The following is a 20,252-nucleotide window of genomic DNA, read 5'->3' as shown; positions in this document are numbered from 1 at the left end:
TGAGAGCCGCCGCGCTGGTCGTTCCAGAGCGGCGGCTCTCTATGTTCTAAGCGGCTTTATAAAGTTTCTACCTACTCATGCGTATCATGTCGCCGAGCAGGGCCTGGCCCGTCTCTTTACGGCCCGCGCCGGGGCCTATGAGCGTCACGTCGCCTAGGTTGTCGGTCGTCACTGTTATCGCATTTGTCGCGCCGTTTATCGAAGCGAGCGGATGCGAAGCCTCCACTTCGACGGGCGCGACGCAGGCACGCAGGCCGAATTTATCGTACGCGAGGCCCGCGAGCAGCTTTACCGCGCGTCCGTGCTTCTTCGCTGCTTCTATCTGCGCGGGCGTGATTTTCGTTATTCCCGTGCGTTCGACCCTATCGACCGGAATGTCCGCGCCGAAGAGGATTTTTCCCAGTATCGATACTTTCACGGCCGCGTCCCAGCCCTCGACGTCGCCGGTCGGGTCTGCCTCGGCGTAGCCCAGCGACTGCGCTTCGGCGAGCGCCGCGCCGTACTCGGCGCCTTCGGCCATCTTCGTGAGCATGAAGTTCGTTGTCCCGTTGAGTATCCCTTCCAGTTTAACGACGGAGCAGCCGGCGACGCCGTTTTTCATCATGTCTATAAGCGGCGTCCCGCTCATTACTACGCCCTCGTATGACAGCTTCGCGCCGTTCTTTTCCGCGAGCTCCGTAAGTTCGTCGAAGGCTACCGCTATCGGCCCCTTGTTGGTGGTCGTCACGCTGATGCCGCGCGAAAGCGCCGCGCGTATGTGCGTGAGGCCGGGCTCGCCCGTCTTGAGATTCGTCGGCGTGCCTTCGGCGAGCACCGTCGCGCCGGAGCGTTCGAGCAGCTCTTCGAAGCTCCCCTCCGCGCGCGGGAGCTTCTCAAAGGTGCGCGTCTCGCGCACGGATTCGAGCGCCGCGCCGAGGTCGAGCCCCTCCGGGTCCATTATGACGCCCTTCATCAGGTCGCTGACGAGGACGACCTTGTATTCGAAGCCGTATTTTTCTCTGAGCTCGTCTTTTTTCTCGTGGAGTATTTCAAGAAGTGCCGTCCCTACGTTGCCGCAGCCGGCGAGCGCTATTTTGTTTATCATCGGTCTGTCCTCCGTCTGTGCGAATGATGTGTCCGGTTAAAAATTATAGCACAGCGGCCCGCGCGCCGCCCGCGCCGCGGATTTCAGCGCGCAGCAAAAAAGCCCGCGCGCGGCGGGCTTTTCGCATTGCATCGTAATTTGACGGCGTGGCTACGCCTCGTCATTTTTCTTGATGTGTTCCTTGATTTCGGTGAGGCTGACGCGCGTGAGCTCAGATGTCGGCAGCGTGCCTAGGATGTCCCAGGCCATGTCGAGCGAGTAGCCTATCTCGCGGTCGTCCTCCTTGCCCTGCTTCAGGAAGCGCTCCTCGAATATTTTACCGAAGGCGAGGAAGGACTTGTCCGTCTTTGAGAGTTCGTCTTCGCCGACGACGGATGCGAGCGAGCGGACCTCCTGTACGCGGCTGTAGGAGGCGAAGAGCTGGCTCGACACGCTCGGATGGTCCTCGCGCGTGTAGCCCTTGCCTATGCCGTCCTTCATGAGTCGCGAGAGGCTCGTGAGTATATCTATCGGCGGGTAGATGTTTTTCGCGTCGAGGTCGCGCGAAAGGACTATCTGCCCCTCGGTGATGAATCCCGTAAGGTCCGGAATCGGGTGCGTGATGTCGTCGTTCGGCATCGTGAGTATCGGTATCTGCGTGACGCTGCCGCTCCTGCCGCGCACGACGCCCGCGCGCTCGTAGAGCGAGGCGAGGTCGCTGTACAGATAGGCGGGGTAGCCTTTGCGGCTCGGGACTTCGCCGGCCGCGACGCCGAGCTCGCGCAGCGCTTCGCAGTAGCTCGTCATGTCCGTCATGATGACGAGGACGTGCATACCGAGCTCGTAGGCGAGGTACTCAGCCGTCGAGAGCGCCATTCGCGGCGTCGCGATACGCTCGATGACGGGGTCGTCCGCGAGGTTGAGGAAGGTGACGATGTTGTTGCTGTGTCCGCGCGACGAAAGCTCCTGCGTGAAGTAGGCCGCGTCGTCGTGCTTGACGCCGATGCCCGCGAAGACGACGGCGAATTCTTCAGAGCCGACGACCTTCGCCTGCGTCGCTATCTGCACCGCGAGCTGGTTGTGCGGCAGTCCGTTGCCCGAGAATATCGGCAGCTTCTGTCCGCGGATAAGCGTCATCAGCGTGTCTATCGCGGAGATACCGGTGTGGATGAAGTCGCGCGGGTACTGGCGCGCCATCGGGTTCAGCGGCAGCCCGTTGATGTTGACGCGCTTGCCGCCGTATATCTCGCCGCAGCCGTCGCGCGGCTCGCCGAGTCCGTTGAAGGTGCGCCCGAGCATGTACTTCGAGAGATGCACCTCGAGCGGCTTGCCGAGGAAGCGCACCTTCGTCGTGTTCGGGATGAGGTCGCCGGTGCCGGTGAATACCTGCACGAGCGTAGCCTTTTCGCTGAGGGATTTTACCTGCCCGTGGCGGACCCTGCCGCTCGCGTCGCGGATGTCTACGAGCTCGCCGTAGCCGACGCCGGTGACGTTCTCTATGAGTATGAACGGCCCTTCTATATCTTTTACGCCAATATATTCAGCCTGCGGCATCGTTATTCACTCCTCAGCTTTTTCGTGCGCTCCGCGGCGACGCGGTCGAGGTGCTCCATGATGCGCCCGCGCACTCTTTCGAATCCGTTCTCGTCCTCGGGCGGAAGCTCGCGAAGGTGCGTGATCGCGTCCACGGACTCGTCCTCTCTTATAAGCGAGATGGGAATGTCCTTATGGACGAGGTCGAGAGCCTTGTGGTAGAAGTCGAGGATGACGGAGAGTATCTCGAACCCCTTGATGGGCGGCGAGTATGAGTCCGCCGTGAATGAGTTCTGCTGCAGGTATCCGTTCTTGATGAGGAAGGCCGTGAAGGCGACGAGCCTCTGGTCGTCGGGAAGGACGTCTTCGCCGACGAGCTTGATGACCTGCTGTATCTTGTTGTCCTCTGCGAGGATGTTGCGCACCTCGTCGCGCACCTCGCCCCAACGCGGGTCGACGTTGGCGCAGAACCAACCGTCGACCTCGGCGGCGTACTCGCTGTAGGAGTCCGTCCACGAGATGGCGGGGTAGTGGCGCGCGTTCGCGAGGTTCTTGTCGAGCCCCCAGAAGCAGCGGATGAATCGCTTCGTGTGGCGCGTGACTGGCTCGGTGAAGTCGCCGCCCGGAGGCGAGACCGCGCCGATGATGCTGACGCTGCCGTTTTCTCCGCCTATCGTGACTACGCGGCCCGCGCGCTCGTAGAATTCCGCGAGGCGGCTCGGAAGGTAGGCCGGGAAGCCTTCTTCGGCCGGGATTTCCTCAAGGCGTCCGGAGAGCTCGCGCAGAGCCTCGGCCCAGCGCGAGGTGGAGTCCGCCATGATGGCCACGTCGTAGCCCATGTCGCGGAAATATTCGGCTATCGTGATGCCTGTGTATATCGACGCTTCGCGCGCCGCGACGGGCATGTTCGATGTGTTCGCTATCAGTATCGTGCGTTCCATGAGCGGGCGGCCCGAGCGCGGGTCTTCAAGGACCGGGAACTGTTCGAGAGACGTCCGTTCTCGTTGCCGCGTTCGCCGCATCCGATGTAAATGACGACCTGCGCGTCGCCCCATTTAGCTAGCTGGTGCTGCGTGACCGTCTTTCCCGTGCCGAATCCGCCAGGGATGCAGGCCGTGCCGCCCTTAGCGAGCGGGAACAGCCCGTCGATGACGCGCTGCCCCGTTACGAACGGCTCGTTCGGCAGCAGGCGCTCGCGGTACGGGCGCGGCGTACGGACGGGCCAGCGCTGGATTATCGGTATCGTGATTTCACGTCCGAAGGCGTCTTTTATACGCGCGGCGTCGCTGCCGGCGCTGTGCTTGCCGGAGGGCGTTATCCACGTGACTTCGCCTTCAAGTCCGGCGGAACCATTATTTTGTGCACAAGCAGCGGCGTCTCCTGAATCGTGGCGAGCACCATGCCGCCTGCGACCATGTCGCCGACCTTGGCTGTAGGCGTAACGTCCCAGATCTTGTCGCGGTTTATCATGTTGACGGTGGTGCCCGGGGAGATGTACATGCCCTCGTGCTCGAGCAGAGCGTCGAGCGGGCGGCCTATGCCGTCGAAGAAGCTTCCTATAAGTCCGGGGCCGAGCTCAATCGAGAGCGGCTCTCCGGTGCCGGCGACGTCCTCGTAGATTTTCAGGCCGTCCGTGTCCTCGTAGACCTGTATCGTCGCGTTGTCGCCGTCCATCTTTATTATCTCGCCCATCAGCTTTTTCGGCCCGACATGGACGACCTCGCGCATACCGAAGTCGCGCATTCCGGCGGCCTTGATGACCGGGCCGTTTACAAATTCGACTGTGCCCCGATGGAGGGCGCGGCCGTTATTTTTCGTTTCCAAAAGCCATCCCTCCCACGCTAGAGCAGGGGCAGCAGACGCTCGGCGAGCGTGTCCGCGTGTTCCTGCGTGACGCTCTGCCAGTCCATGTCCACCTGCTTGTGTCCGTCCGCCGTGATGACCCAGCAGCCGCCGAGTATCGGCGCGGGGTCGGCGTCGGCGGTCATTACTATGTCGCCGTTGAAGGCCTGCGTCTTCGCTATGACCTCGGGCGCGAGGGCCGCGTCCATCGAGGCGAGGCGCAGCTTGAGCGGCGTCTTGACGCCGAGCATCTCGGCGGCCTCTATGCACATGCCGGCGAGTATGTCCGCGTAGTCCTCTCTGTCGCGGAGGCGCACGAGCTTGTCCTGGAGACGGCCCATCGCCTCGGAGAGGATTCTGTTCTGGAGGCGCAGCGTCTCCGTCGACTTGTCCCTCTCTGCGGAGAGTATCTGACGGCGGCGTATGTCTTCGGCGCGTTTGCGCGCGTCCTGAAGCACTAGGTCCACCTCGTGCTGGAGCTTCTCGTTCTCGCGCGCGAGCCACGCCTCCGCGTCCTTGTGGCCGCGGGCCAGGTTGCTCTTCCGCTCGTCGCCGGCCGGTTAAGGATTATGTCTCTGAGATTGTTGACTTTTTCTGCTGATACTTCGTTCATCTTCATTCACCTCTTGTGTCGGTCCGGCCCCGAAAGGGGCGAACTCCCGCGCGGCGCGCGGAGAAGCCCCGCCGGAAAACGAAACAGGCGGCGGGCCGCCGGCTACATCTTTACGCCGATGGCCTCCTGCACGTATTTCGTAAGAAAATCGGGTCCGCGCTTCGTGCCGAACCTGTCCGGTATCTCGACGACGAGCGGCAGCTCGCCGCGCTCGCGAAGCTGGCGCACGGCGTCCTCCGCCATTTCCGCCGCCTTCTCCGTTATCGCGAGAATCGCGAGGTCGCGGATTTTCAGCGCTTCGCGGATGGCGTCGTGCGTCTCTTCAGGCGTGTGTACAAGCGTCCCTTCGATGCCCGCGAGGCGCATGCCTACGAGGGAGTCGTGATTGTCGCTCACAAGGTACGCTTTCATCTGACCGGAGTCTCCGAGCTTAGAGCTTCTGGATTATCAGCAGCGAGACGATGACGCCGTAGATAGCGATACCTTCCGCAAGGCCGAGGTAGATGAGCGTCGTTCCGAGCATCTCCGGCTTCTCGCCGACGAGCCCCATGGCGGCGGAGCCGACGTTCGCGACTGCAAAGCCCGCGCCGACGCAGGCGATGGCGGTCGCTGCCGCCGCGGCTATGAAGCCGAGGCCCGCTCCGATGGAGACTTCCTTCGCCACAGCTGCGGCTTCCTCAGCCGCGACCGAGGTGCCGGAGAAGAGCGCGAGCAGCGCGCCGGTGAGCCACGAGCAGCGACGAAACGGCGAGCGCCGTCGTGTATATCTTCCTGCCGTTCTCCATACGCTTATTTCTGAGGACGAGCCCCGCCACTACAAGAGCCGCCACCGTACCGCCGCTTAACATCAGTCCAAACATTGAAATGCATCTCCTTCTTGAATTTTTCGTTTTTTATAAGTTCTGCCGCGCCGGACGAACGCCGCGCGGGTGTTACGATTTTAACGCGCCTATATCTCTTCGGCGCTCGTCTTGGAATATTTGCCGCGGTCGCGCTTTCCAGCCTACGGGCTTGAAGGCGCTGCCGCCGCCCTTGTAGAACTTGCCGAAGAACTCGTAGTATTCGAGACGCAGCGTCTGTATGAAGACTATGAGCCCTTCGAGCCCGACTATGATGAGGTTGCCGAGCACGAGCACGATGCCCTTCATCACGATTCCGCCGGCAGCGTGTGCACCATGTTCGAGAGCATGATGACCGCGAGCGAGAGTCCGACGTGGTTCAGCGCGAAGGCCGCGAGGCGGACGAACGACGCCGTGTTCGAGAGGAACGAGAGCAGGCTGTGGACTATCTCGAACATGTTGAGCACGGGCGACTCGCCCTCGCCCTTTTCATGCAGGAGGTAGCGCGCGAGCACGTCGCGGAATACCATCAGCACGAGCATGACGAGCGCGCCGCCCCACATGACGCTGGCGAGCGTGTCCGACACGGGCGTGCCGGTGATGTATATCATCGCGAGCGCGCAGAGCAGCCAGTAGAGCAAAAGCCCCGCCATTCCCTGCCCGTCGAAGAGCAGCCGTCCGAAGTCGTGCGCCCGGTACTGCTTGACCATGTTGAGCACGAGGCCGAGGCTTATCATGATTACGCCGACGCATATCGCTATCGCTATGAGCCTGTTGATGTCGTGCATCGGGCTGAGCCACACCGCGGGCAGCAGGTCCTCCATGCCGAAGATGCTGCCGTAGAGGAATCCGAATATGACCGACGATGCCGCCGCCATCTTCATGACGCGGCCAAGCGAGCTGCGCATGATGCCGCGCTTCACGAGGAAGGCCGAGCCGAGGAAGATCATCAGGCCGTGCCCGACGTCTCCGAACATAAACCCGAAGAAGAGGACGAACGATATCGCGACGAAGGGCGACGGGTCCATCTCTCCGTAGGACGGGAGGCTGTAGAGCGCGACGATGTCCTGGAACGAGCGGACTATCGCGTTGTTCTTGAGCTTTATCGGTATGCGTATGCCGAGGGACGAGATGTCGCTCGTGTCCTCGACGATGAGCGTCGTGCCCGGCGCTTCGGCGGCGACGGTCTCGCTTATCGCGGCGTAGGTGTCCGCCGGAATCCAGCCCGAGAGGACGAACATGCCGCTGACCTCGCCGTGGCCCTTGCATACGTCGTAGACGCGCTGCATCGTGTAGAGCTCGGAGAAGAGCAGCTCGTACTTCTCGCGGTGCTCGCGCAGCATCTCCTTCGCCGCCTTCGCAAGCCCGCGTATCGCGCGCTGGTGGTTGAAGATGCGCTTTTCGATGAGCTCGAGCGGGTTGTCGCTCTCGATCTGCGCCGCTATCTCCTTCAGCGAGAATTCCTTGAAGTACACGGCGTCGAGCAGCTTCTTCGTCGAATCGGCGTAGTCGGGCGAGGTGATGACGAGCGCCCAGGTGTTGCCCTTCGACGCGGTGAGGCTGTTGACGACTATCGGGGACTCCTCGGTGCTTTCCTGGAGGCGCTGGAAGTTGTCGTTCGTGAGGCATCCGAAGAAGGCCTTCGCAAAGCTGCCCTCCGCTAGGTCCATCGGCCCGAAGCGCGTGCCGTGCAGCGCTTCGACGAAGAGCTTCGCCGCCTGCAGCAGCTCTTCCTCGTCGACGAGCGCGCTGCGGCGCTGGTCCCATATCTGGAGCCTGTTAGAGGTCTGCTCGACGAGCATGCGCGCCTTCGTGAGCGTGAAGTCCTTCTTGATGGTCACGGGCTGCGGGTCGGGGACGGCCTCTCCCGCGACCTTCCATATTGCGGAAATTTTCGTGACTAATATGTCGTAGGGATTTTCAGTCTCGGTGGTCAGCTTCGAGCGCAGCGGACCTGTCGTTGATGAGCAGGTCGAGCGGCAGCGGCTGAAAGCCTCCCGTCAGGACCATCTGGCGGGCGACCGGCTCCATCTCGGACTGAGGCCCTATCATGGTCAGGGCGACCATTTTCATTACTGCCATGTGCGTTCACCCCCGTTGAATATCGGCCTGATGAGGTATTTGATCGCGACGTTGCGGTCGTAGTTGTATCGCACGTCTTCCACTACCCGAATGATGTCCGCCACTTCGTAGGCCTTGAGCAGGAAGTAGGCTATCGCCGTGTGGAATCCGGGGACGCCGCTTTTTAGTATCGAAAGGGCCTTGAGGTAGATGTACCTTTCTATCGACATGTCGAGCGCGAGCTCTTCGTCGTCTTCCTTCAGCGAGTTGGAGAATATCCTTCCGTAGACGGGGAACATCTCTTCCATCATCGCTATGCGTTCCTCAAGCCCCGCGCCCTTCGAGAGCTGGCGCAGGTGCTTTATCTTGACCTTGTACTTGACCGGCAGCATACGGCTTATCGTCTCTTCTATGCTCATGTTGTAGTAGCAGACGCATCTGTGGAAATAGTAGAGGTTGAGCAGGTCGAGGCGTTCGCCGAAGAGCGGCTCGAGTATCTCGCGCTCGTGCGCCGGGAGCTTGTTGATGTCGCTGTAGAGCTTCGTCTCCACGAGGTTGTCGATGGCGAATTCAAGCGCGAAGAGCGATTTTTCGCCGTTGATGAGGCGGCGCACAGGCTCGCGCAGCACGGCGTAGTACTGCGTGTTCACGAGCGCCTCGAGCACCTCGCGGTAGTCGCGGCAGTTGAGCAGAGCTTCGTATGGGAGCTTCGAGCTCGGGATGTGATAAAGGCGGCGGCGCATCTCGTCGCGGTCGAGCCTTTTCGAGTGAATCCAGCGGAAGATGCTCTTGAGCTGCTCGGCCTCGTACCAGCTGAGCCAGTCGAGGAAGAAGTCGCGCCACACGCCGAGCAGGTAGAAGAGGAAGGACTCCGCCTCCGCGAGCACGGACGAACGCAGCGCGTTCTCAAGGTCGATGCGGTGCACGTTGGCCGGGACGAGCGTCTCGAACTTGTCCTTGTAACCGGCCGTCTGCTTCAGGAACGCGGCTATTTCAGTTGTAGACTTGAGGCCGAGCAGAGCCCAGTACTCGTCCGCTTTCAGCAGCTGGCTGTAAAGCACGTGGGCCTTGACTCCGAGGGCCGTAGCCGAACCGTTCGAGAATGGCACTAAATTCCGCCTCTTTTCTTAGAAACGAAGCCGTCTACTATTTCGGATACTATCGAGTCGATGACCGTGTCGGCGTCTCCGCGAAGCGCTTCTGCATACGCTCGCGCTCCTCCTTGCCGAGGTTCACGATCTGCTCGGATTCGGTTTTTGCCGAGTTGAGGGCGGCCTCCATTAGATCCTTGGCCTGCCCGCGCGCGGCTGCCATGCGGCTCGTGCGCTCGGAGGAAAACTTCTCCTGCGCCGTCTGGAGCATAGACTCCGCCTCGTTCTTCGAGTCGCCGACTATGCGTTTGGCTTCCGACTCGGCCCCGAGCAGGACTGCCAAGACTTCCTGAAGAGTACTACTCTGAGATAGCGCGTCCTTTGAACTGCGGGATGCTAATCCTTTATCTTTTTCTGCGCGAGCTTCATTCTCGTGAAGTCCTCGCGGTCGCTTTCTTCGAGCACGTCCGTGATGAAACGTATCTCCGCCATGTCCTTCGGTATGACGACCTTCTCGAGCGCGTTAACGCGGCGGTGCGTCTTGCGTATCTGCACCGCGAGGCGGTAGACGCTCGTCTCGATCTCCGCGAGCTGCGCGAGCAGCACCATGACGCGGCGGAACTTCGCGTAGGCCGCGTCCATCGCGCCGGACGAGCCGTGGAAGGAGTAGCTCGGTATCGCCTCGCCGTTAAGCGGGTCGATGTCGGGAATTTCAACTCCCATTATCGAGTGCAGGCGCACCGTTATATCGGTCGTTATGGGAATGGATTCTGAAATGTCGCCGACGGTGTCGATGCCGAGCGAGACGTTCGCCTTCTGGAGCGCGTCGTAGGCGTCCTGGAATATCTTCGCCACGTCCTCCTGAATCTTCTTCGCGGAGTCTATGTAGCGGACGAGCTCCATCATAAGCACCTGGCGCTTCTGGTCCAGGAGGTCGTGCCCGGACTGCGCCATCGCCATATCCTTCGTGAGTTTAACGAGGTTGCCTCGTGTCGGGGCGAGCTTTGAAGCCACGGATATTCCTCCTCCGAAAGTCCGCGCGTCACTTACGCAGACCGCGCCGCCGTAATATAATCTCTTCATGCGCGTTTGGCGCGTAAACTGTGCGGCGCTGAATAATAAGAAGGTACTCCTCTGTCAGGGGGAACACCTATCGCGCATTGTAACACTCAAACCGTTGTTCCGTAAGGGGGAAAAATCAGCAATGTTTCTGTTGTTCATAGGCGAAACAGCGCTCGCAAGGATTCCCGGCCTCTCCGCCGCGGGCTCCAACGTAGACGCGCTTCCGTACACCGCGCCAGCCGACGCCGACATGCTCTTCTACGACCGCCCGAAGGTCGCGCCGACGCTGCCGTTCGACCCGTTCGGCCATCCGTCGCCCGCCGTCGTCACGCGCGCCGCTCTGCTCGAAGCGGGCTTCCCCGTGCAGACCGTGCGCGTCTGCACCTCGATAGCGCCAGCGTCGCCGCACGTGACGATAAGCGAAACGCCGGGGCGCGACATGCGCTTTGAGAGCGCCGTCCGGGATTACGAAGAAATCGCCGCGCGTTCGGCGGAGCTCGCGCGCTCGCTCGACGGGAGCGTAAAGCAGGTCGTCCTCGCGGAATCGGTGCCGGGCGGCACGACGACGGCGATGCTCGTGCTGCGCGCGCTCGGCTACCTCGGCACCGTCTCGTCGGCTGGGCCGGAGAACCCGCTCTCGCTCAAGGAACAGATATGGAAGGAGACCTCCGCGCGCCTCGGCATCGAAGCCGGCGGCATGAAGGGCATGGGGCTGCGCGTTCCCGCCGAGATAGGCGACCCGATGCAGATAGCTGTAGCGGCCTACGCCGCCGCGCTGCCCGAGGACGTGAAGATAACGCTCGCGGGCGGCACGCAGATGATGGCCGTCGCGGCAATACTGCGCGACATGGGCTTCACGCGCGACATACTCGTCGCCACGACGAAGTACGTCCACATAGACCCGACCAGTTGCCTTGAAGAGTACGCGGAGAAAATCGGCGTCCGCTGGTACGCCGCGCCGCTCGACTTCACGTACTCGCGCTTCCCCGGGCTCGCAGACTACGAGAAAGGCTTCATCAAAGAAGGCGTGGGCGCGGGCGGCGCGGTGTGGTACGCGCAGCAGCTCGGCGTCTCGATGGAACGCATCCAGTCGAAAACCGAGGAGCTCTACGAAAAAATGCTGAACGAGGGCCCGCTTCCCCCCGAGGTCGTAAGTTCGGTAGAAAGGCGCAGCGTTTAGTATTAACTGTTTTGATGTCGTTATAAAAATATAACTTTAGTTAGAAGTATAATTTTAATTTTCGAAACAATAAGAGCGGTACGGTCTATTATGCCGTGCCGCTCCTGTGCATTACTTGAATTTACAGAAATTCCTCCGTGCTTTTGACGATGCGGAAGCTGAATTTGTCGGACCATTCTTTGTACATTGCGGAGACTGACGCTACGTTGGGGCCGACGCAGCTCATGCAGTCTTCCATGATGAAGATTTCCGGGCGTTTCTTTTCTTTTTCCATCGCTTCGCAGATTTGCAGGACGCTCTGGGCGACGCAGTAGTCGCGCGCTTCGCCGGCTATTACGAGCTTGTCGCAGCGCTTCAGGTCGTCGAGCAGCTCGCGGTTCGCGTAGCTGCCGCCGGGGTCGTATTCGGGGCTGACTATGCCGTAGAACTCGGTCGCGGGCAGCGTGCCCTTGACGATTTTTTTGAGGCCGGCTTCGCGCGCGGCGGAGAAGAAGTGGATCATGTTCGAGAACTGGTTTTCGAGCGCGCAGCCTGACGTCCCCGCGATGCAGTGGTAGGGCCATATTACGAGCTGTTTCTGCCCGCCGGTCTCGAGGTATTCGAGATATTCCTCGCTTTTTTCTTTTTCGTAGAGCGGACGCCAGCGGCCTTCTTTTACGTCTTTGGCCGTGATTACGGTGAAGGGTGCGGGCATCTGCCCGTCCGCTCCGCGCCACCAGCACTGGTGGAATATCTGGCGCGGCGAGTGCGTGTCGAGCGAGGCGGCGATTTCGGTTATCTTCGTCATGTTTCTGTAGATGAAGCGCGTGAGTCGCTCTGTGTCGCCTACGGAGCCCGCGACGCCGAGCGGGCCGCCCTCTATGAAGTCGCGCTGCATGTCGACGCATAGGAGCAATGTGCGCGTTTTGTCTTTCGCGGCGCGCGGCAGCTCTTCGGCGCAGGCTTTCGCGAGCAGCTCGCCGAGCGCGAACGGGTTTTCGTCTTTGCCTATGTGTTCTACGCTTACGATTTCTTCAAACGCTGTCTTCATTTTATATAACATCTCCGGCTGTCGTTTTTTGACGCGCTGTGCGCGCATACGTAAAAGACAGGAGCGGCGCGCCGTCCTGTCTTTTTTATTTTTGCGGATGCTTTTACTTTATCGTTATTTCTTTGGTCGCCGTGCCCATTATGTTGCAGACGAGCTCGACGGAGAGCTTGTCTCCGGGCTTCACGCCGCTGAGCTCGACCGTGTCGGAGAAGCCTTCGTTCGTCCCCTGCGAGTCGTATCTCTCGGAGACGAGCTGGCCCGACGGGCCCGATACGGACATGCTCATGACGTAGTGCTTCGTCTTGTCGTTGACGCGGTGGTCGGCCGCGACCGAGAGCGTCTGTCCCGCGCCGTCCCAGCTCAGCTTGACGTTCGTCGGAGGATGGGCGGCGGCCTGTCCGGCGACTGCCACTGTCAATATAAACGCCAATGCCGCCAATTTTTTGATTGTCACCGCGATGGCCTCCTTTTCTCACGTTTATTATCTGGTAATGATTATACCTTATAATTGTGATTTTTTTGAGGCTGCGGCGCGGCGGATGTCCGCTATATAGCCGCCATTATCTTCGGCAGAGCTTTTTTTATGACCTCGACGCCGCGCAGGAATTCCTTGATTTCTATCTGCTCGTCGGAGCTGTGGTCGTAGCGCGAGTCGCCGGGGCCGTAGGCTCCCATCGGGCAGCCCCACGGCGAGAGGACGTTGAAGTCGCAGGTGCCCTGTTTGGCGAGGACGCGCGGCGGCTCTCCGCTGACTTCGCGTATCGCGTTGCGGAAAGCGCGTATCACGGGGTCGGATTTGTGGACCTCGTGCGGCGGCACGTACTCGATTATCTCGAGGCCGACCTCGAAGGCCGCGGCGGTCTCCTTGAGCATGAGCTCGAGCTCTTCCTTGTCCGCGCCGATCGGCGTGCGAAGGTCGAGCGTTATCGAGGCGGAGCGTTTGCCGGCCTCGTGGCCTTCCATTTCCATGACGGCGATGTTGTAGCCGCTGCCCATGTTCTTAGTTATCTGGATGAGCGAGGCGGCGGCGTTGACGGCGGCGGTCATAGGGCCGGGGCTGCCGGAGCGGTGCGCGCCGCTGTCTTCGGCAACGAGCGAGAAGAGTATGCGCCCGCGGTAGGAGAGCGCGACGCCCTGGCTGCCGGTCGGCTCGCCTATGACGAGCGCGGCTGGCTCGTGGAGCGGCATGCGGAAGCGCGCGCCGCGCGAGTCTATCTCTTCGCCGACGGCGGCTACGAAGGTGACGCGCCAGTCTTCGGGGATTTCGACCGCGCCGCCCGCGACGGCGAGCGCGCAGCATGGGCTTTTCGCGTCGACGGAGCCGCGCCCTATGATGCGGTCCTCGGTGACTGCGAATTTCGGCCCGCCGGGGACGGTGTCTATGTGGCTCAGGAGCACGAGCTCCTTGTCGCCGTTGCCGCGCGTCGCTATGACGGAGCCCGCGCCGTCGATGTGCGCCGTCTCCCAGCCGAAGCGCGGCAGGCGGTCGCAGAGCATGCGCGCCGCGTTTTCTTCCTGGCGCGTCGGGCTCGGTACGGCTACGATGTCGATGAGGAGGCCGACCGATTCGGGAAAGCGCATCAGGCTTTTCCTCCCTTTGCCGCAAGCTCGCGCATGGTGCGTTCGAATATTTCGACGCCCTCGGCGGCGGCCTCGCGCGTCACGGCGAAGGAGGGCAGGAAGCGCACGACCCTCGGCCCAGCGGGGAGCGAGAGGAGCCTGTTGTCCTGGAGCGCCTTGACTATGTCCTGCGAGGGCATCTCGCTTTCGACGCCTATGAGCAGGCCGTCGCCGCGCACGGCGCTGACGAGCGGGATGTTTCTGCTCTCTATTTCGGAGCGGATGAAGGCGCCGAGCTCTTCGGCGTGGGCGCAGAGGTTTTCGCTCTTGACGAGCTTTAGCGCCGCCGCCGATACGCGCGCGACGAATTCGTTGCCGCCGTAGGTGGAGCCGTGCGTGTGCGGCGGGAAGTCGCCGAGCTCGCTGCGCCAGACGACGGCTCCGGCGGGCAGTCCGCCCGCGAGCCCCTTCGCGACGCAGATTATGTCGGGCTCGAGGCCGTGGCGGTACGATGCGAAGAAGCTTCCGCAGCGTCCGAGGCCGGTCTGCACCTCGTCGGCGACGAGCAGCGTTCCGTGCGCGCGGCAGGCTTCCGTTATTGCGCGGCCTACTTCCTCCTGTATCGGGTAGACGCCGCCCTCGCCCTGCACGGGCTCGATGAATACGGCGAGCGTCGCGTCTGTGATTTTTTCGGGAATTTCTTCTGGCGCGTAGTGCTTCGCCGCGTGTATGAACGAGGCGAAGGGCGCGCGGTATTTCGGGTTGAAGGTGAGGCCGAGCGAGCCGCAGCTGCGCCCGTGGAATCCGCGGCGCGCCGCTATGATTTCGTCGCGCCCCTTGCGCAGCGCGGCGGCGAGCTTAAGAGCGCCCTCGATGGCCTCTGTGCCGCTGTTGCATAAAAATACTGTCGCGTCGCGTCCCATGCCCTCGGCGAGGAGGTTCGCCACCTCTTCGCGCACGGGCGAGTCGTAGCCAGCGCCGCAGCTCCAGACGCCTGCCTCGGCCTCTTTGACGGCCTCAAGCAGCGCGGGGTGCGCGTGGCCGAAGAGCGCCGCGCCGTGGCCGTTGAAGAAGTCGACGTAGCAGCGTCCCTGCGCGTCCCAGACGTACGGGCCGTCGCCGTGCGTCAGCACGAGGCCGCGTCCTCCGAAAAGCTTGCTTAACGAACCAGACATGTCGCGCGCCCCTCCTCGGCGTTCGCTATGGGCGACGGCACGCGCCCGTCGGCGAGATAGACCTTCGGCACGGAGAGCTCGAGCGCCTCTTTACAGGCGACGAGCTTCCTTTTCATGTTGCCTTCGGCGTAATGTTCTATTATGTCCCACTGGGCGAGGCGTCCCGAGGTGATGAGCGAAGCGGGGTCGTTGATATCCTTCATGAGGCCGGGGACGTTGGAGAGTATTACCATGAGCTCCGCGCGAACCGCGCCCGCTATCTGCGCCGCGAGGCGGTCGCCGTCGATGTTGAGTGATATCGAAAGCTCCGCGTCGAGCGCGAGCGGCGGCACGACCGGCGTGATTCCGGCGTCGAGCATCACGGTCAGCGAAGAAACGTCTATTTTGGTAACCGTCCCGCTGTAGTTGCCGCGCAGTATCCTTATGCGTCCGTTCACGCACTCGCGCAGGAAATCCTTGCGTTTTGCGACGGCGTATGCAGCCTGCTCCGGGTCCGCCTGCTCGGCCTTCACGCCGCGCTCGGCGAGAAGCGCCTTTATGCGCGCGCCGTAGGAGAGCGCCGCCTCGCGGAAGAGCTCGCGCTCCTTTTCGCCTACGAAACGGCTTCTGTATCCGCTCGGGCTCGTCACCATGCGTATCGCGACGCCGCGCTCGGCGCAGAGGTCGTTCATAACGCCGCTCGCGCCGTGTACGACTATCCAGCGCTCGCCCGCGGCGACTCTTTTCGCTACTTCGTCCATGAGCGGCTCGAGCGCGTTGCCCGAAGCGCCGCCGATTTTTACTACTCCTATCATAGTCACGCGCCTCCTACGCCGGGTAGACGGGCATCATGTCGAGCCCTTCTGTCTCGTCCAGGCCGAACATCAGGTTCGCGCACTGGACGGCGGAGCCCGCCGCGCCCTTCATAAGGTTGTCTATAGCCGAGGCCGCTATCATGCGGCGTCCGTCCTCCGCGAGCATGAAGCCCGTCAGCACGCGGTTGCTGCCGAGGACGAAGCGCGGGTCGGGAATGCGGAAGTGCGCCGGTTTCGCGGGCGTGAAGGAGACGAAGGGCTCGCCGTTCCACGCGGCGCGGTAGAGCTTCCATATCTCCGCCTCGCGCACCTGGCGGTTCAGCGTGACGTGCGCGAGGCACTGGATGCCGCGCACCATCTCCGCCGTCGTGACGCCCATAGTGAAGGCGCTCATCGGCAGCGAAAGCTCCTGCACGACCTCCGCCATGTGGCGGTGTACGAAGGGGCTGACCACGCGCATCGCGCGGCTGCGCATCGCGTGCGCCGAGCCTTCGTCCGCGTTCGCTCCGGCTTCGGACGAGCCGACGCGGCACTCGACGCGCGCTTCCTCTATAAGCCCCGCCTTCGCGAGTGGAAGCAGCGCCGTGATGACCGAGGTCGCGTTGCAGCCGACGCCCGATATCAGCCGCGCGTTCGCCATCTCCGCGCGGTGCAGCTCCGGCAGTCCGTAGACCGCTTCCGAGAGAAGCTCCGGCGCGGGATGGTCGACGCCGTACCAGTTTTTATATTCTTCGGCGCTGCGGAGGCGGAAGTCCGCCGAAAGGTCGACGACGCGCTCGCCCGCTTCGAGCCTGCGCACAGCCTCCTGCGCCGAGGCGCGGTGGGGCAGCGCGAGGAACGAAACGGCGGGCGAAAGCTGCGCGGCTTCCTCGGGCGAAATGAAGGTCATCTCGTTATATACGTGGCGCAGATGCGGATGCGCCGCGCTGACAGACGTGCCGGCCTTCGAGCGCGAAACCGCGCCTATCACTTCGAAATGCGGATGGCGCGCGAAGATGCGGAGCAGCTCCGCTCCGGCGAAGCCCGTCGCGCCCCATATTGTTACGGGAATCCTGTCTGACATGAAAAATTCTCCCCTTCGAAAAATTTATGAAAACTCAAAAATAAAGGCCCGCTTCCCTATGGAGCGAGCCGTGAATCCGCCGTAGAGCGCCCGAGCGCTAGAAACCTCCGGCAAAAATCCGCGTCCCGCCGAGCGAGCGCTTTATGCGCTTGCACTTTCCGCGCTTTATGAGCGTCGTGCGGGCCGCGTAAAAATTCATCTTTATCTTCTCTTGTTCCACGCCGCCTCGACCACCGCGCCTGGGATGTCCTTGCCGGTCGGGGCTATCGAGTTGCGGAACTCTCCGCCGTCGTTGACCTCGTTGACGAGCCAGCGTCCGTTGCTCTTGAAGAGGTCGACAGCGAGGAACTCGCCGCCTATCGCGCGGTGCACCGAGCGAAGCAGCTCGGAGACCTCGTCGTCGAGCGGCATGTTCGAGGCCGAGCCTCCGCGCGCCGTGTTCGTGATCCAGTGCTGGCTTGTGCGCGCGATGGCGCAGAGCGGCTCTCCGTCGACGACGAAGGCGCGCACGTCGAAGCTGCCCTTGTCGACGAACTCCTGAATATAGAAGGTGTTGTGAATCGCGCCGAGCATCGCCTTGTGCTCGAAGACCGCCTCCGCGCTCTCCCTGTCGTTGAGCTTCGCGAGCAGACGGCCCCAGCTTCCGGAGACGGGCTTGCAGACCGCGGGATAGCCGAGACGCTCGACAGCGTCGAGCGCGCCCTCCTGCGTGAAGGCGACGAGATACTTCGGCTGCGGCACCCCCGCCTGCTCGAGCACGCACGAGGTCGTCAGCTTGTTGCCGCAGACGCCCATGACGTGCGACGAGTTCACGACGCGGACGCCCTGAGTCTCGAGCATCTGCGCGACCGCCTCGTTCTGATTGTGCGAGACGCAGCGCGCGAGCACGACGTCGTCCTGCGAGCAGAACGGCTCGCCGCCGAATACGGTGTCCGAGACGAGCTGAAGCTCGCACGGAATGCCGAGGCGCTCCGCCGCCTCTTTAAGCAGCTTCTCCTCGGTGCGCAGGCGCGTGAAGAGAATGCGCAGGACGGCCATTATTCTCCCCAGTCTTCCTGAACCTGCGGTGCTTCCTCAAGCGTGAGCGGTTCGAGCGAAACTACCTCGAGCTCGGTCCCGCAGTCGGGGCAGATGACGAGCTCGCCTTCGCAGCAATCGTCCGGAACGGAGACATTGGCCTCGCAAACTACGCATACAGCTTTCATTAAAATAACCTCCAGTAAATTTTTTTATTTTATTAAACTTTCGCGAACTTTTTATTTTCTATTTATCTAATAATTTGCTTTCTACAACCTTGTCAGCGCCTGAAATTCTTACGGCGGTTCATAAATTGCTGTAGATTTAACTATTTAGATTGGATAAAATAATAAAAAGTTCATTTATCCTGGTGAGGTATGATACACCGAAGATTTTATTTGTCAAGTGCCGAATGCGGCGCGCAGCCGAGGAAAAACGATTTTTTCGGTTTTAGCTGATTTTGCGCCGCGGCGGCGGTTTCTCGCGCGCGTCCGTGCGCGGCGGCGTCTGCGCGGAGCCGGCGCGCGCGCCGCGATTTGAGGAAAAGTCCGGCGCGTTTGGGCGGCTTCGCGCGCTTTGCGCCGCTTTCGTAAAAGCTGCGGGAAATCCGCCGTTTCGCGCCGCCTCCGTGAAGCCGCGGCGCGCGGCTGCGCGTGAGGCGTGCGGCGGTGCGCCGCGGAACGTCCGCCGCGCCGCGCGCGCGTTTGTCATTTGCGCCCGCTTCATATAAGATAACCTCGTATCGCATAATCCTCTGAAATCGGGGTGATAGTATGCCGGTTTGGGAAATCATCGGGCCCGTCATGGTCGGGCCGTCGTCGAGCCACACCGCGGGAGCCGCGCACATCGGGCGCATCGTCCGCATGTGCTGGGGCGGCGAGATAAAAAAGGCTTCGCTCTACATGCGCGGCAGCTTCGCGAGCACCGGCGCGGGCCACGGAACGGACAAGGCGCTCGTCGCGGGGCTCATGGGCATGGCGCAGGACGACCCGGGCATAAGGCGCGCATTCGAGCTCGCGCGCGAGGCCGGGATGGAATTCGAGTTCCATATTGAAGAAGTTGCTGGCGCGCATCCGAATTCCGTGCGCGTCGTCGTCGAGGGCGACGGCCGCACGATGGAGGCGGTCGGCTACTCGATAGGCGGCGGCGCGGTGCTGCTGCACAAGCTCGACGGCTTCCAGGTCGACATATCGTGCGCGCTGCCCGCCGTGATAATAATGAACAAGGATGTCCAGGGCGTCGTCAGCGCCGTCACGTCGTACCTCTCGGCGCACGGCGTGAACATCGCGACGATGAGGCTGCACCGTGACTCGCGCGGCGGCCTCGCCACGATGGTGATAGAGCTCGATCCCGCTGGCGCGGGCGTGGACACGGAAGTGATGCGCAACATGCACCCGGGCATCGTCCGCGTGATAAAGATAGAGGGTGAAGACTGATGCTCAAGGCCGTTGAAAAAATCGTAGCGCTCGCGGAGGAGAAAAATATAAGCTTCCCCGAGGCCGTCCTGCTGCTCGACTCGAAGGAGAGCGGGATTTCCGTCGAAGAGATACGCGCGCGGATGCGCGAGCGGCTCGCGGACATGCGCCGTTCCGTGCGCGAGGCCTGCGCGAACACGATACCATGCCGCATAGAGGAGCCGATGGGCGCGAAGCTGCGCGCGCACGGCGGCGGAATGGCGGGCGAGTTCATAGCCGCGGCCTCGGCTACGGCGATGGAGGTCGCCTCGTACAACGCTGTCATGGGGCGCATAGTCGCCGCGCCGACGGCGGGAAGCTGCGGCATAATCCCGGGGATGATCTTCGCGTGGGAGTTCTTCCGCGGCGAGGGCAAGGATACGGACGAGCTTCTTACCGGCGCGCTCATCACGGCGGGTGCGGTGGGCGAAGTGACGGCCTTCCGGGCTACGCTCGCGGGCGCCGACGGCGGCTGTCAGGCGGAGTGCGGCGCGGCCGCGGCTATGGGCTCGGCGGCGCTCGTCTATCTCGAAGGCGGCTCTCCCGCGGCCTCGGCGCACGCGGCGGCGATGACCTTCAAATCCGTCCTCGGCCTCGCCTGCGACCCGGTCGGCGGCCTCGTCGAATGTCCCTGTATCAAGCGCAACGGCATCCTAGTCGCGAACGGAATCCTCTGCGCGGACATGGCGCTCGCGGGCATAGAGTCGGCGATACCGCTTGACGAAGTAATCGACTCGATGGGGCAGATAGGCCGCATGATGGCCCCCGCGCTGCGCGAAACCTCGCAGGGCGGCCTAGCCGTCACGCCCACGGCTGCGGAGATCGTCAAAAGAATAGGCGAGACGGGAAAGCTCGGCGGGTAGAGAAATTACAGA

Annotated in this window: 24 protein-coding genes and 1 pseudogene; 3 read left to right on the top strand and 22 right to left on the bottom strand. The window is 62.1% G+C overall.

Going from position 1 to position 20,252, the window contains the following annotated elements:
• Positions 1–67: 67 nt before the first annotated feature.
• From ABGT66_RS11900 to ABGT66_RS11835, 14 genes and pseudogenes are all read right to left on the bottom strand, one after another.
• Positions 68–1,084, bottom strand: coding sequence for a homoserine dehydrogenase (locus tag ABGT66_RS11900; RefSeq protein WP_346690878.1), 1,017 nt, complete (start codon positions 1,082–1,084; stop codon positions 68–70).
• 150 nt (positions 1,085–1,234) lie between these two features.
• Positions 1,235–2,617, bottom strand: coding sequence for a V-type ATP synthase subunit B (locus tag ABGT66_RS11895; RefSeq protein WP_346690876.1), 1,383 nt, complete (start codon positions 2,615–2,617; stop codon positions 1,235–1,237).
• Between the two features lie 2 nt (positions 2,618–2,619).
• The gene (locus ABGT66_RS11890; protein WP_346691146.1) at positions 2,620–3,618 is read right to left on the bottom strand and encodes a hypothetical protein; all 999 of its coding nucleotides are present in this window, start codon (positions 3,616–3,618) and stop codon (positions 2,620–2,622) included.
• Positions 3,522–4,373, bottom strand: a pseudogene (locus ABGT66_RS11885) (hypothetical protein); the annotation flags it as partial. The gene ABGT66_RS11890 and the pseudogene ABGT66_RS11885, both read right to left, overlap by 97 nt.
• Before the next feature lie 64 nt (positions 4,374–4,437).
• Entirely contained in the window at positions 4,438–4,905 is a 468-nt protein-coding gene (locus ABGT66_RS11880; RefSeq protein ID WP_346690875.1) for a V-type ATP synthase subunit E family protein, read from the bottom strand.
• A 248-nt stretch (positions 4,906–5,153) separates the two neighbouring features.
• Complete coding sequence (locus ABGT66_RS11875; RefSeq protein ID WP_294193289.1) at positions 5,154–5,462, bottom strand: V-type ATP synthase subunit F; 309 nt, start codon at positions 5,460–5,462, stop codon at positions 5,154–5,156.
• Positions 5,463–5,481: 19 nt separating this feature from the next.
• A complete protein-coding gene (locus ABGT66_RS11870) occupies positions 5,482–5,715 on the bottom strand; it encodes an ATP synthase subunit C (protein WP_346690873.1) in 234 nt (77 codons plus the stop codon).
• A gap of 13 nt (positions 5,716–5,728) precedes the next feature.
• The gene (locus ABGT66_RS11865; protein ID WP_346690871.1) at positions 5,729–5,911 is read right to left on the bottom strand and encodes a hypothetical protein; all 183 of its coding nucleotides are present in this window, start codon (positions 5,909–5,911) and stop codon (positions 5,729–5,731) included.
• Between the two features lie 72 nt (positions 5,912–5,983).
• Complete coding sequence (locus ABGT66_RS11860) at positions 5,984–6,199, bottom strand: hypothetical protein (RefSeq protein ID WP_346690869.1); 216 nt, start codon at positions 6,197–6,199, stop codon at positions 5,984–5,986.
• A complete protein-coding gene (locus tag ABGT66_RS11855) occupies positions 6,199–7,731 on the bottom strand; it encodes a V-type ATPase 116kDa subunit family protein (protein ID WP_346690867.1) in 1,533 nt (510 codons plus the stop codon). The genes ABGT66_RS11860 and ABGT66_RS11855 overlap by 1 nt, the downstream gene beginning before the upstream one ends.
• Before the next feature lie 79 nt (positions 7,732–7,810).
• Entirely contained in the window at positions 7,811–7,972 is a 162-nt protein-coding gene (locus tag ABGT66_RS11850; protein WP_346690865.1) for a hypothetical protein, read from the bottom strand.
• Positions 7,963–9,060: a V-type ATPase subunit gene (locus tag ABGT66_RS11845; protein ID WP_294193295.1), complete on the bottom strand. Its 1,098-nt coding sequence runs from the start codon at positions 9,058–9,060 to the stop codon at positions 7,963–7,965. The genes ABGT66_RS11850 and ABGT66_RS11845 overlap by 10 nt, the downstream gene beginning before the upstream one ends.
• 49 nt (positions 9,061–9,109) lie before the next feature.
• Positions 9,110–9,385 carry a hypothetical protein gene (locus ABGT66_RS11840; protein ID WP_346690864.1) on the bottom strand — a complete coding sequence of 92 codons (276 nt, stop codon included), beginning with the start codon at positions 9,383–9,385 and terminating at the stop codon, positions 9,110–9,112.
• A gap of 53 nt (positions 9,386–9,438) precedes the next feature.
• Complete coding sequence (locus ABGT66_RS11835) at positions 9,439–10,056, bottom strand: V-type ATP synthase subunit D (RefSeq protein ID WP_294193299.1); 618 nt, start codon at positions 10,054–10,056, stop codon at positions 9,439–9,441.
• 67 nt (positions 10,057–10,123) lie between these two features.
• Here ABGT66_RS11835 and cobT point away from each other — a divergent pair, with 67 nt between their 5' ends.
• The gene (cobT, locus tag ABGT66_RS11830) at positions 10,124–11,284 is read left to right on the top strand and encodes a nicotinate mononucleotide-dependent phosphoribosyltransferase CobT (protein ID WP_346690862.1); all 1,161 of its coding nucleotides are present in this window, start codon (positions 10,124–10,126) and stop codon (positions 11,282–11,284) included.
• Positions 11,285–11,405: 121 nt separating this feature from the next.
• On the opposite strand, the gene ABGT66_RS11825 is transcribed toward cobT, so the two are convergent.
• From ABGT66_RS11825 to lysW, 8 genes are all read right to left on the bottom strand, one after another.
• Positions 11,406–12,314 (bottom strand): hypothetical protein, encoded by a 909-nt coding sequence (locus ABGT66_RS11825; RefSeq protein ID WP_346690860.1) that lies wholly within the window; start codon positions 12,312–12,314, stop codon positions 11,406–11,408.
• 103 nt (positions 12,315–12,417) lie between these two features.
• Positions 12,418–12,732, bottom strand: coding sequence for a hypothetical protein (locus ABGT66_RS11820; RefSeq protein WP_346690858.1), 315 nt, complete (start codon positions 12,730–12,732; stop codon positions 12,418–12,420).
• A gap of 128 nt (positions 12,733–12,860) precedes the next feature.
• Positions 12,861–13,895, bottom strand: coding sequence for a M20/M25/M40 family metallo-hydrolase (locus tag ABGT66_RS11815; protein WP_346690856.1), 1,035 nt, complete (start codon positions 13,893–13,895; stop codon positions 12,861–12,863).
• Positions 13,895–15,049, bottom strand: a complete 1,155-nt coding sequence (locus tag ABGT66_RS11810) for an aminotransferase class III-fold pyridoxal phosphate-dependent enzyme (RefSeq protein ID WP_346690854.1) — start codon at positions 15,047–15,049, stop codon at positions 13,895–13,897. Before ABGT66_RS11810 ends, ABGT66_RS11815 begins: the two co-directional genes overlap by 1 nt.
• Positions 15,034–15,843, bottom strand: coding sequence for a uridylate kinase (locus ABGT66_RS11805; protein ID WP_346690853.1), 810 nt, complete (start codon positions 15,841–15,843; stop codon positions 15,034–15,036). Before ABGT66_RS11805 ends, ABGT66_RS11810 begins: the two co-directional genes overlap by 16 nt.
• Before the next feature lie 13 nt (positions 15,844–15,856).
• Positions 15,857–16,906, bottom strand: a complete 1,050-nt coding sequence (argC, locus tag ABGT66_RS11800) for an N-acetyl-gamma-glutamyl-phosphate reductase (RefSeq protein ID WP_346690851.1) — start codon at positions 16,904–16,906, stop codon at positions 15,857–15,859.
• Between the two features lie 201 nt (positions 16,907–17,107).
• Positions 17,108–17,944 carry a lysine biosynthesis protein LysX gene (gene lysX, locus ABGT66_RS11795; protein WP_346690849.1) on the bottom strand — a complete coding sequence of 279 codons (837 nt, stop codon included), beginning with the start codon at positions 17,942–17,944 and terminating at the stop codon, positions 17,108–17,110.
• On the bottom strand, positions 17,944–18,111 hold the full coding sequence (gene lysW, locus ABGT66_RS11790) for a lysine biosynthesis protein LysW (RefSeq protein WP_346690848.1): 168 nt from the start codon (positions 18,109–18,111) through the stop codon (positions 17,944–17,946). Before lysW ends, lysX begins: the two co-directional genes overlap by 1 nt.
• Before the next feature lie 585 nt (positions 18,112–18,696).
• Between lysW and sdaAB the strand changes: the two genes are divergently transcribed.
• Both sdaAB and sdaAA read left to right on the top strand, forming a co-directional pair.
• Positions 18,697–19,359 (top strand): L-serine ammonia-lyase, iron-sulfur-dependent subunit beta, encoded by a 663-nt coding sequence (gene sdaAB / locus ABGT66_RS11785; protein WP_346690846.1) that lies wholly within the window; start codon positions 18,697–18,699, stop codon positions 19,357–19,359.
• Complete coding sequence (gene sdaAA / locus ABGT66_RS11780; RefSeq protein ID WP_346690844.1) at positions 19,359–20,240, top strand: L-serine ammonia-lyase, iron-sulfur-dependent, subunit alpha; 882 nt, start codon at positions 19,359–19,361, stop codon at positions 20,238–20,240. Before sdaAB ends, sdaAA begins: the two co-directional genes overlap by 1 nt.
• Positions 20,241–20,252: the final 12 nt, after the last annotated feature.

Origin of the sequence: uncultured Cloacibacillus sp. (genome assembly GCF_963926575.1) — a bacterium.
GTDB lineage: Bacteria > Synergistota > Synergistia > Synergistales > Synergistaceae > Caccocola > Caccocola faecigallinarum.
The sequence above is the reverse complement of the archived record's forward strand: the minus strand, read 5'-3'. Positions and strand labels throughout refer to the sequence as shown.

Coding starts and splice junctions, on each gene's coding strand:
- ABGT66_RS11900 (WP_346690878.1), bottom strand. CDS start 1,084: ATGATAAACAAAATAGCGCTCGCCGGCTGCGGCAACGTAGGGACGGCA.
- ABGT66_RS11895 (WP_346690876.1), bottom strand. CDS start 2,617: ATGCCGCAGGCTGAATATATTGGCGTAAAAGATATAGAAGGGCCGTTC.
- ABGT66_RS11890 (WP_346691146.1), bottom strand. CDS start 3,618: ATGCGGCGAACGCGGCAACGAGAACGGACGTCTCTCGAACAGTTCCCG.
- ABGT66_RS11875 (WP_294193289.1), bottom strand. CDS start 5,462: ATGAAAGCGTACCTTGTGAGCGACAATCACGACTCCCTCGTAGGCATG.
- ABGT66_RS11865 (WP_346690871.1), bottom strand. CDS start 5,911: ATGTTTGGACTGATGTTAAGCGGCGGTACGGTGGCGGCTCTTGTAGTG.
- ABGT66_RS11860 (WP_346690869.1), bottom strand. CDS start 6,199: ATGAAGGGCATCGTGCTCGTGCTCGGCAACCTCATCATAGTCGGGCTC.
- ABGT66_RS11850 (WP_346690865.1), bottom strand. CDS start 7,972: ATGGCAGTAATGAAAATGGTCGCCCTGACCATGATAGGGCCTCAGTCC.
- cobT (WP_346690862.1), top strand. CDS start 10,124: ATGCGCGTTTGGCGCGTAAACTGTGCGGCGCTGAATAATAAGAAGGTA.
- ABGT66_RS11825 (WP_346690860.1), bottom strand. CDS start 12,314: ATGAAGACAGCGTTTGAAGAAATCGTAAGCGTAGAACACATAGGCAAA.
- ABGT66_RS11815 (WP_346690856.1), bottom strand. CDS start 13,895: ATGCGCTTTCCCGAATCGGTCGGCCTCCTCATCGACATCGTAGCCGTA.
- ABGT66_RS11810 (WP_346690854.1), bottom strand. CDS start 15,049: ATGTCTGGTTCGTTAAGCAAGCTTTTCGGAGGACGCGGCCTCGTGCTG.
- ABGT66_RS11805 (WP_346690853.1), bottom strand. CDS start 15,843: ATGATAGGAGTAGTAAAAATCGGCGGCGCTTCGGGCAACGCGCTCGAG.
- argC (WP_346690851.1), bottom strand. CDS start 16,906: ATGTCAGACAGGATTCCCGTAACAATATGGGGCGCGACGGGCTTCGCC.
- lysX (WP_346690849.1), bottom strand. CDS start 17,944: ATGGCCGTCCTGCGCATTCTCTTCACGCGCCTGCGCACCGAGGAGAAG.
- lysW (WP_346690848.1), bottom strand. CDS start 18,111: ATGAAAGCTGTATGCGTAGTTTGCGAGGCCAATGTCTCCGTTCCGGAC.
- sdaAB (WP_346690846.1), top strand. CDS start 18,697: ATGCCGGTTTGGGAAATCATCGGGCCCGTCATGGTCGGGCCGTCGTCG.
- sdaAA (WP_346690844.1), top strand. CDS start 19,359: ATGCTCAAGGCCGTTGAAAAAATCGTAGCGCTCGCGGAGGAGAAAAAT.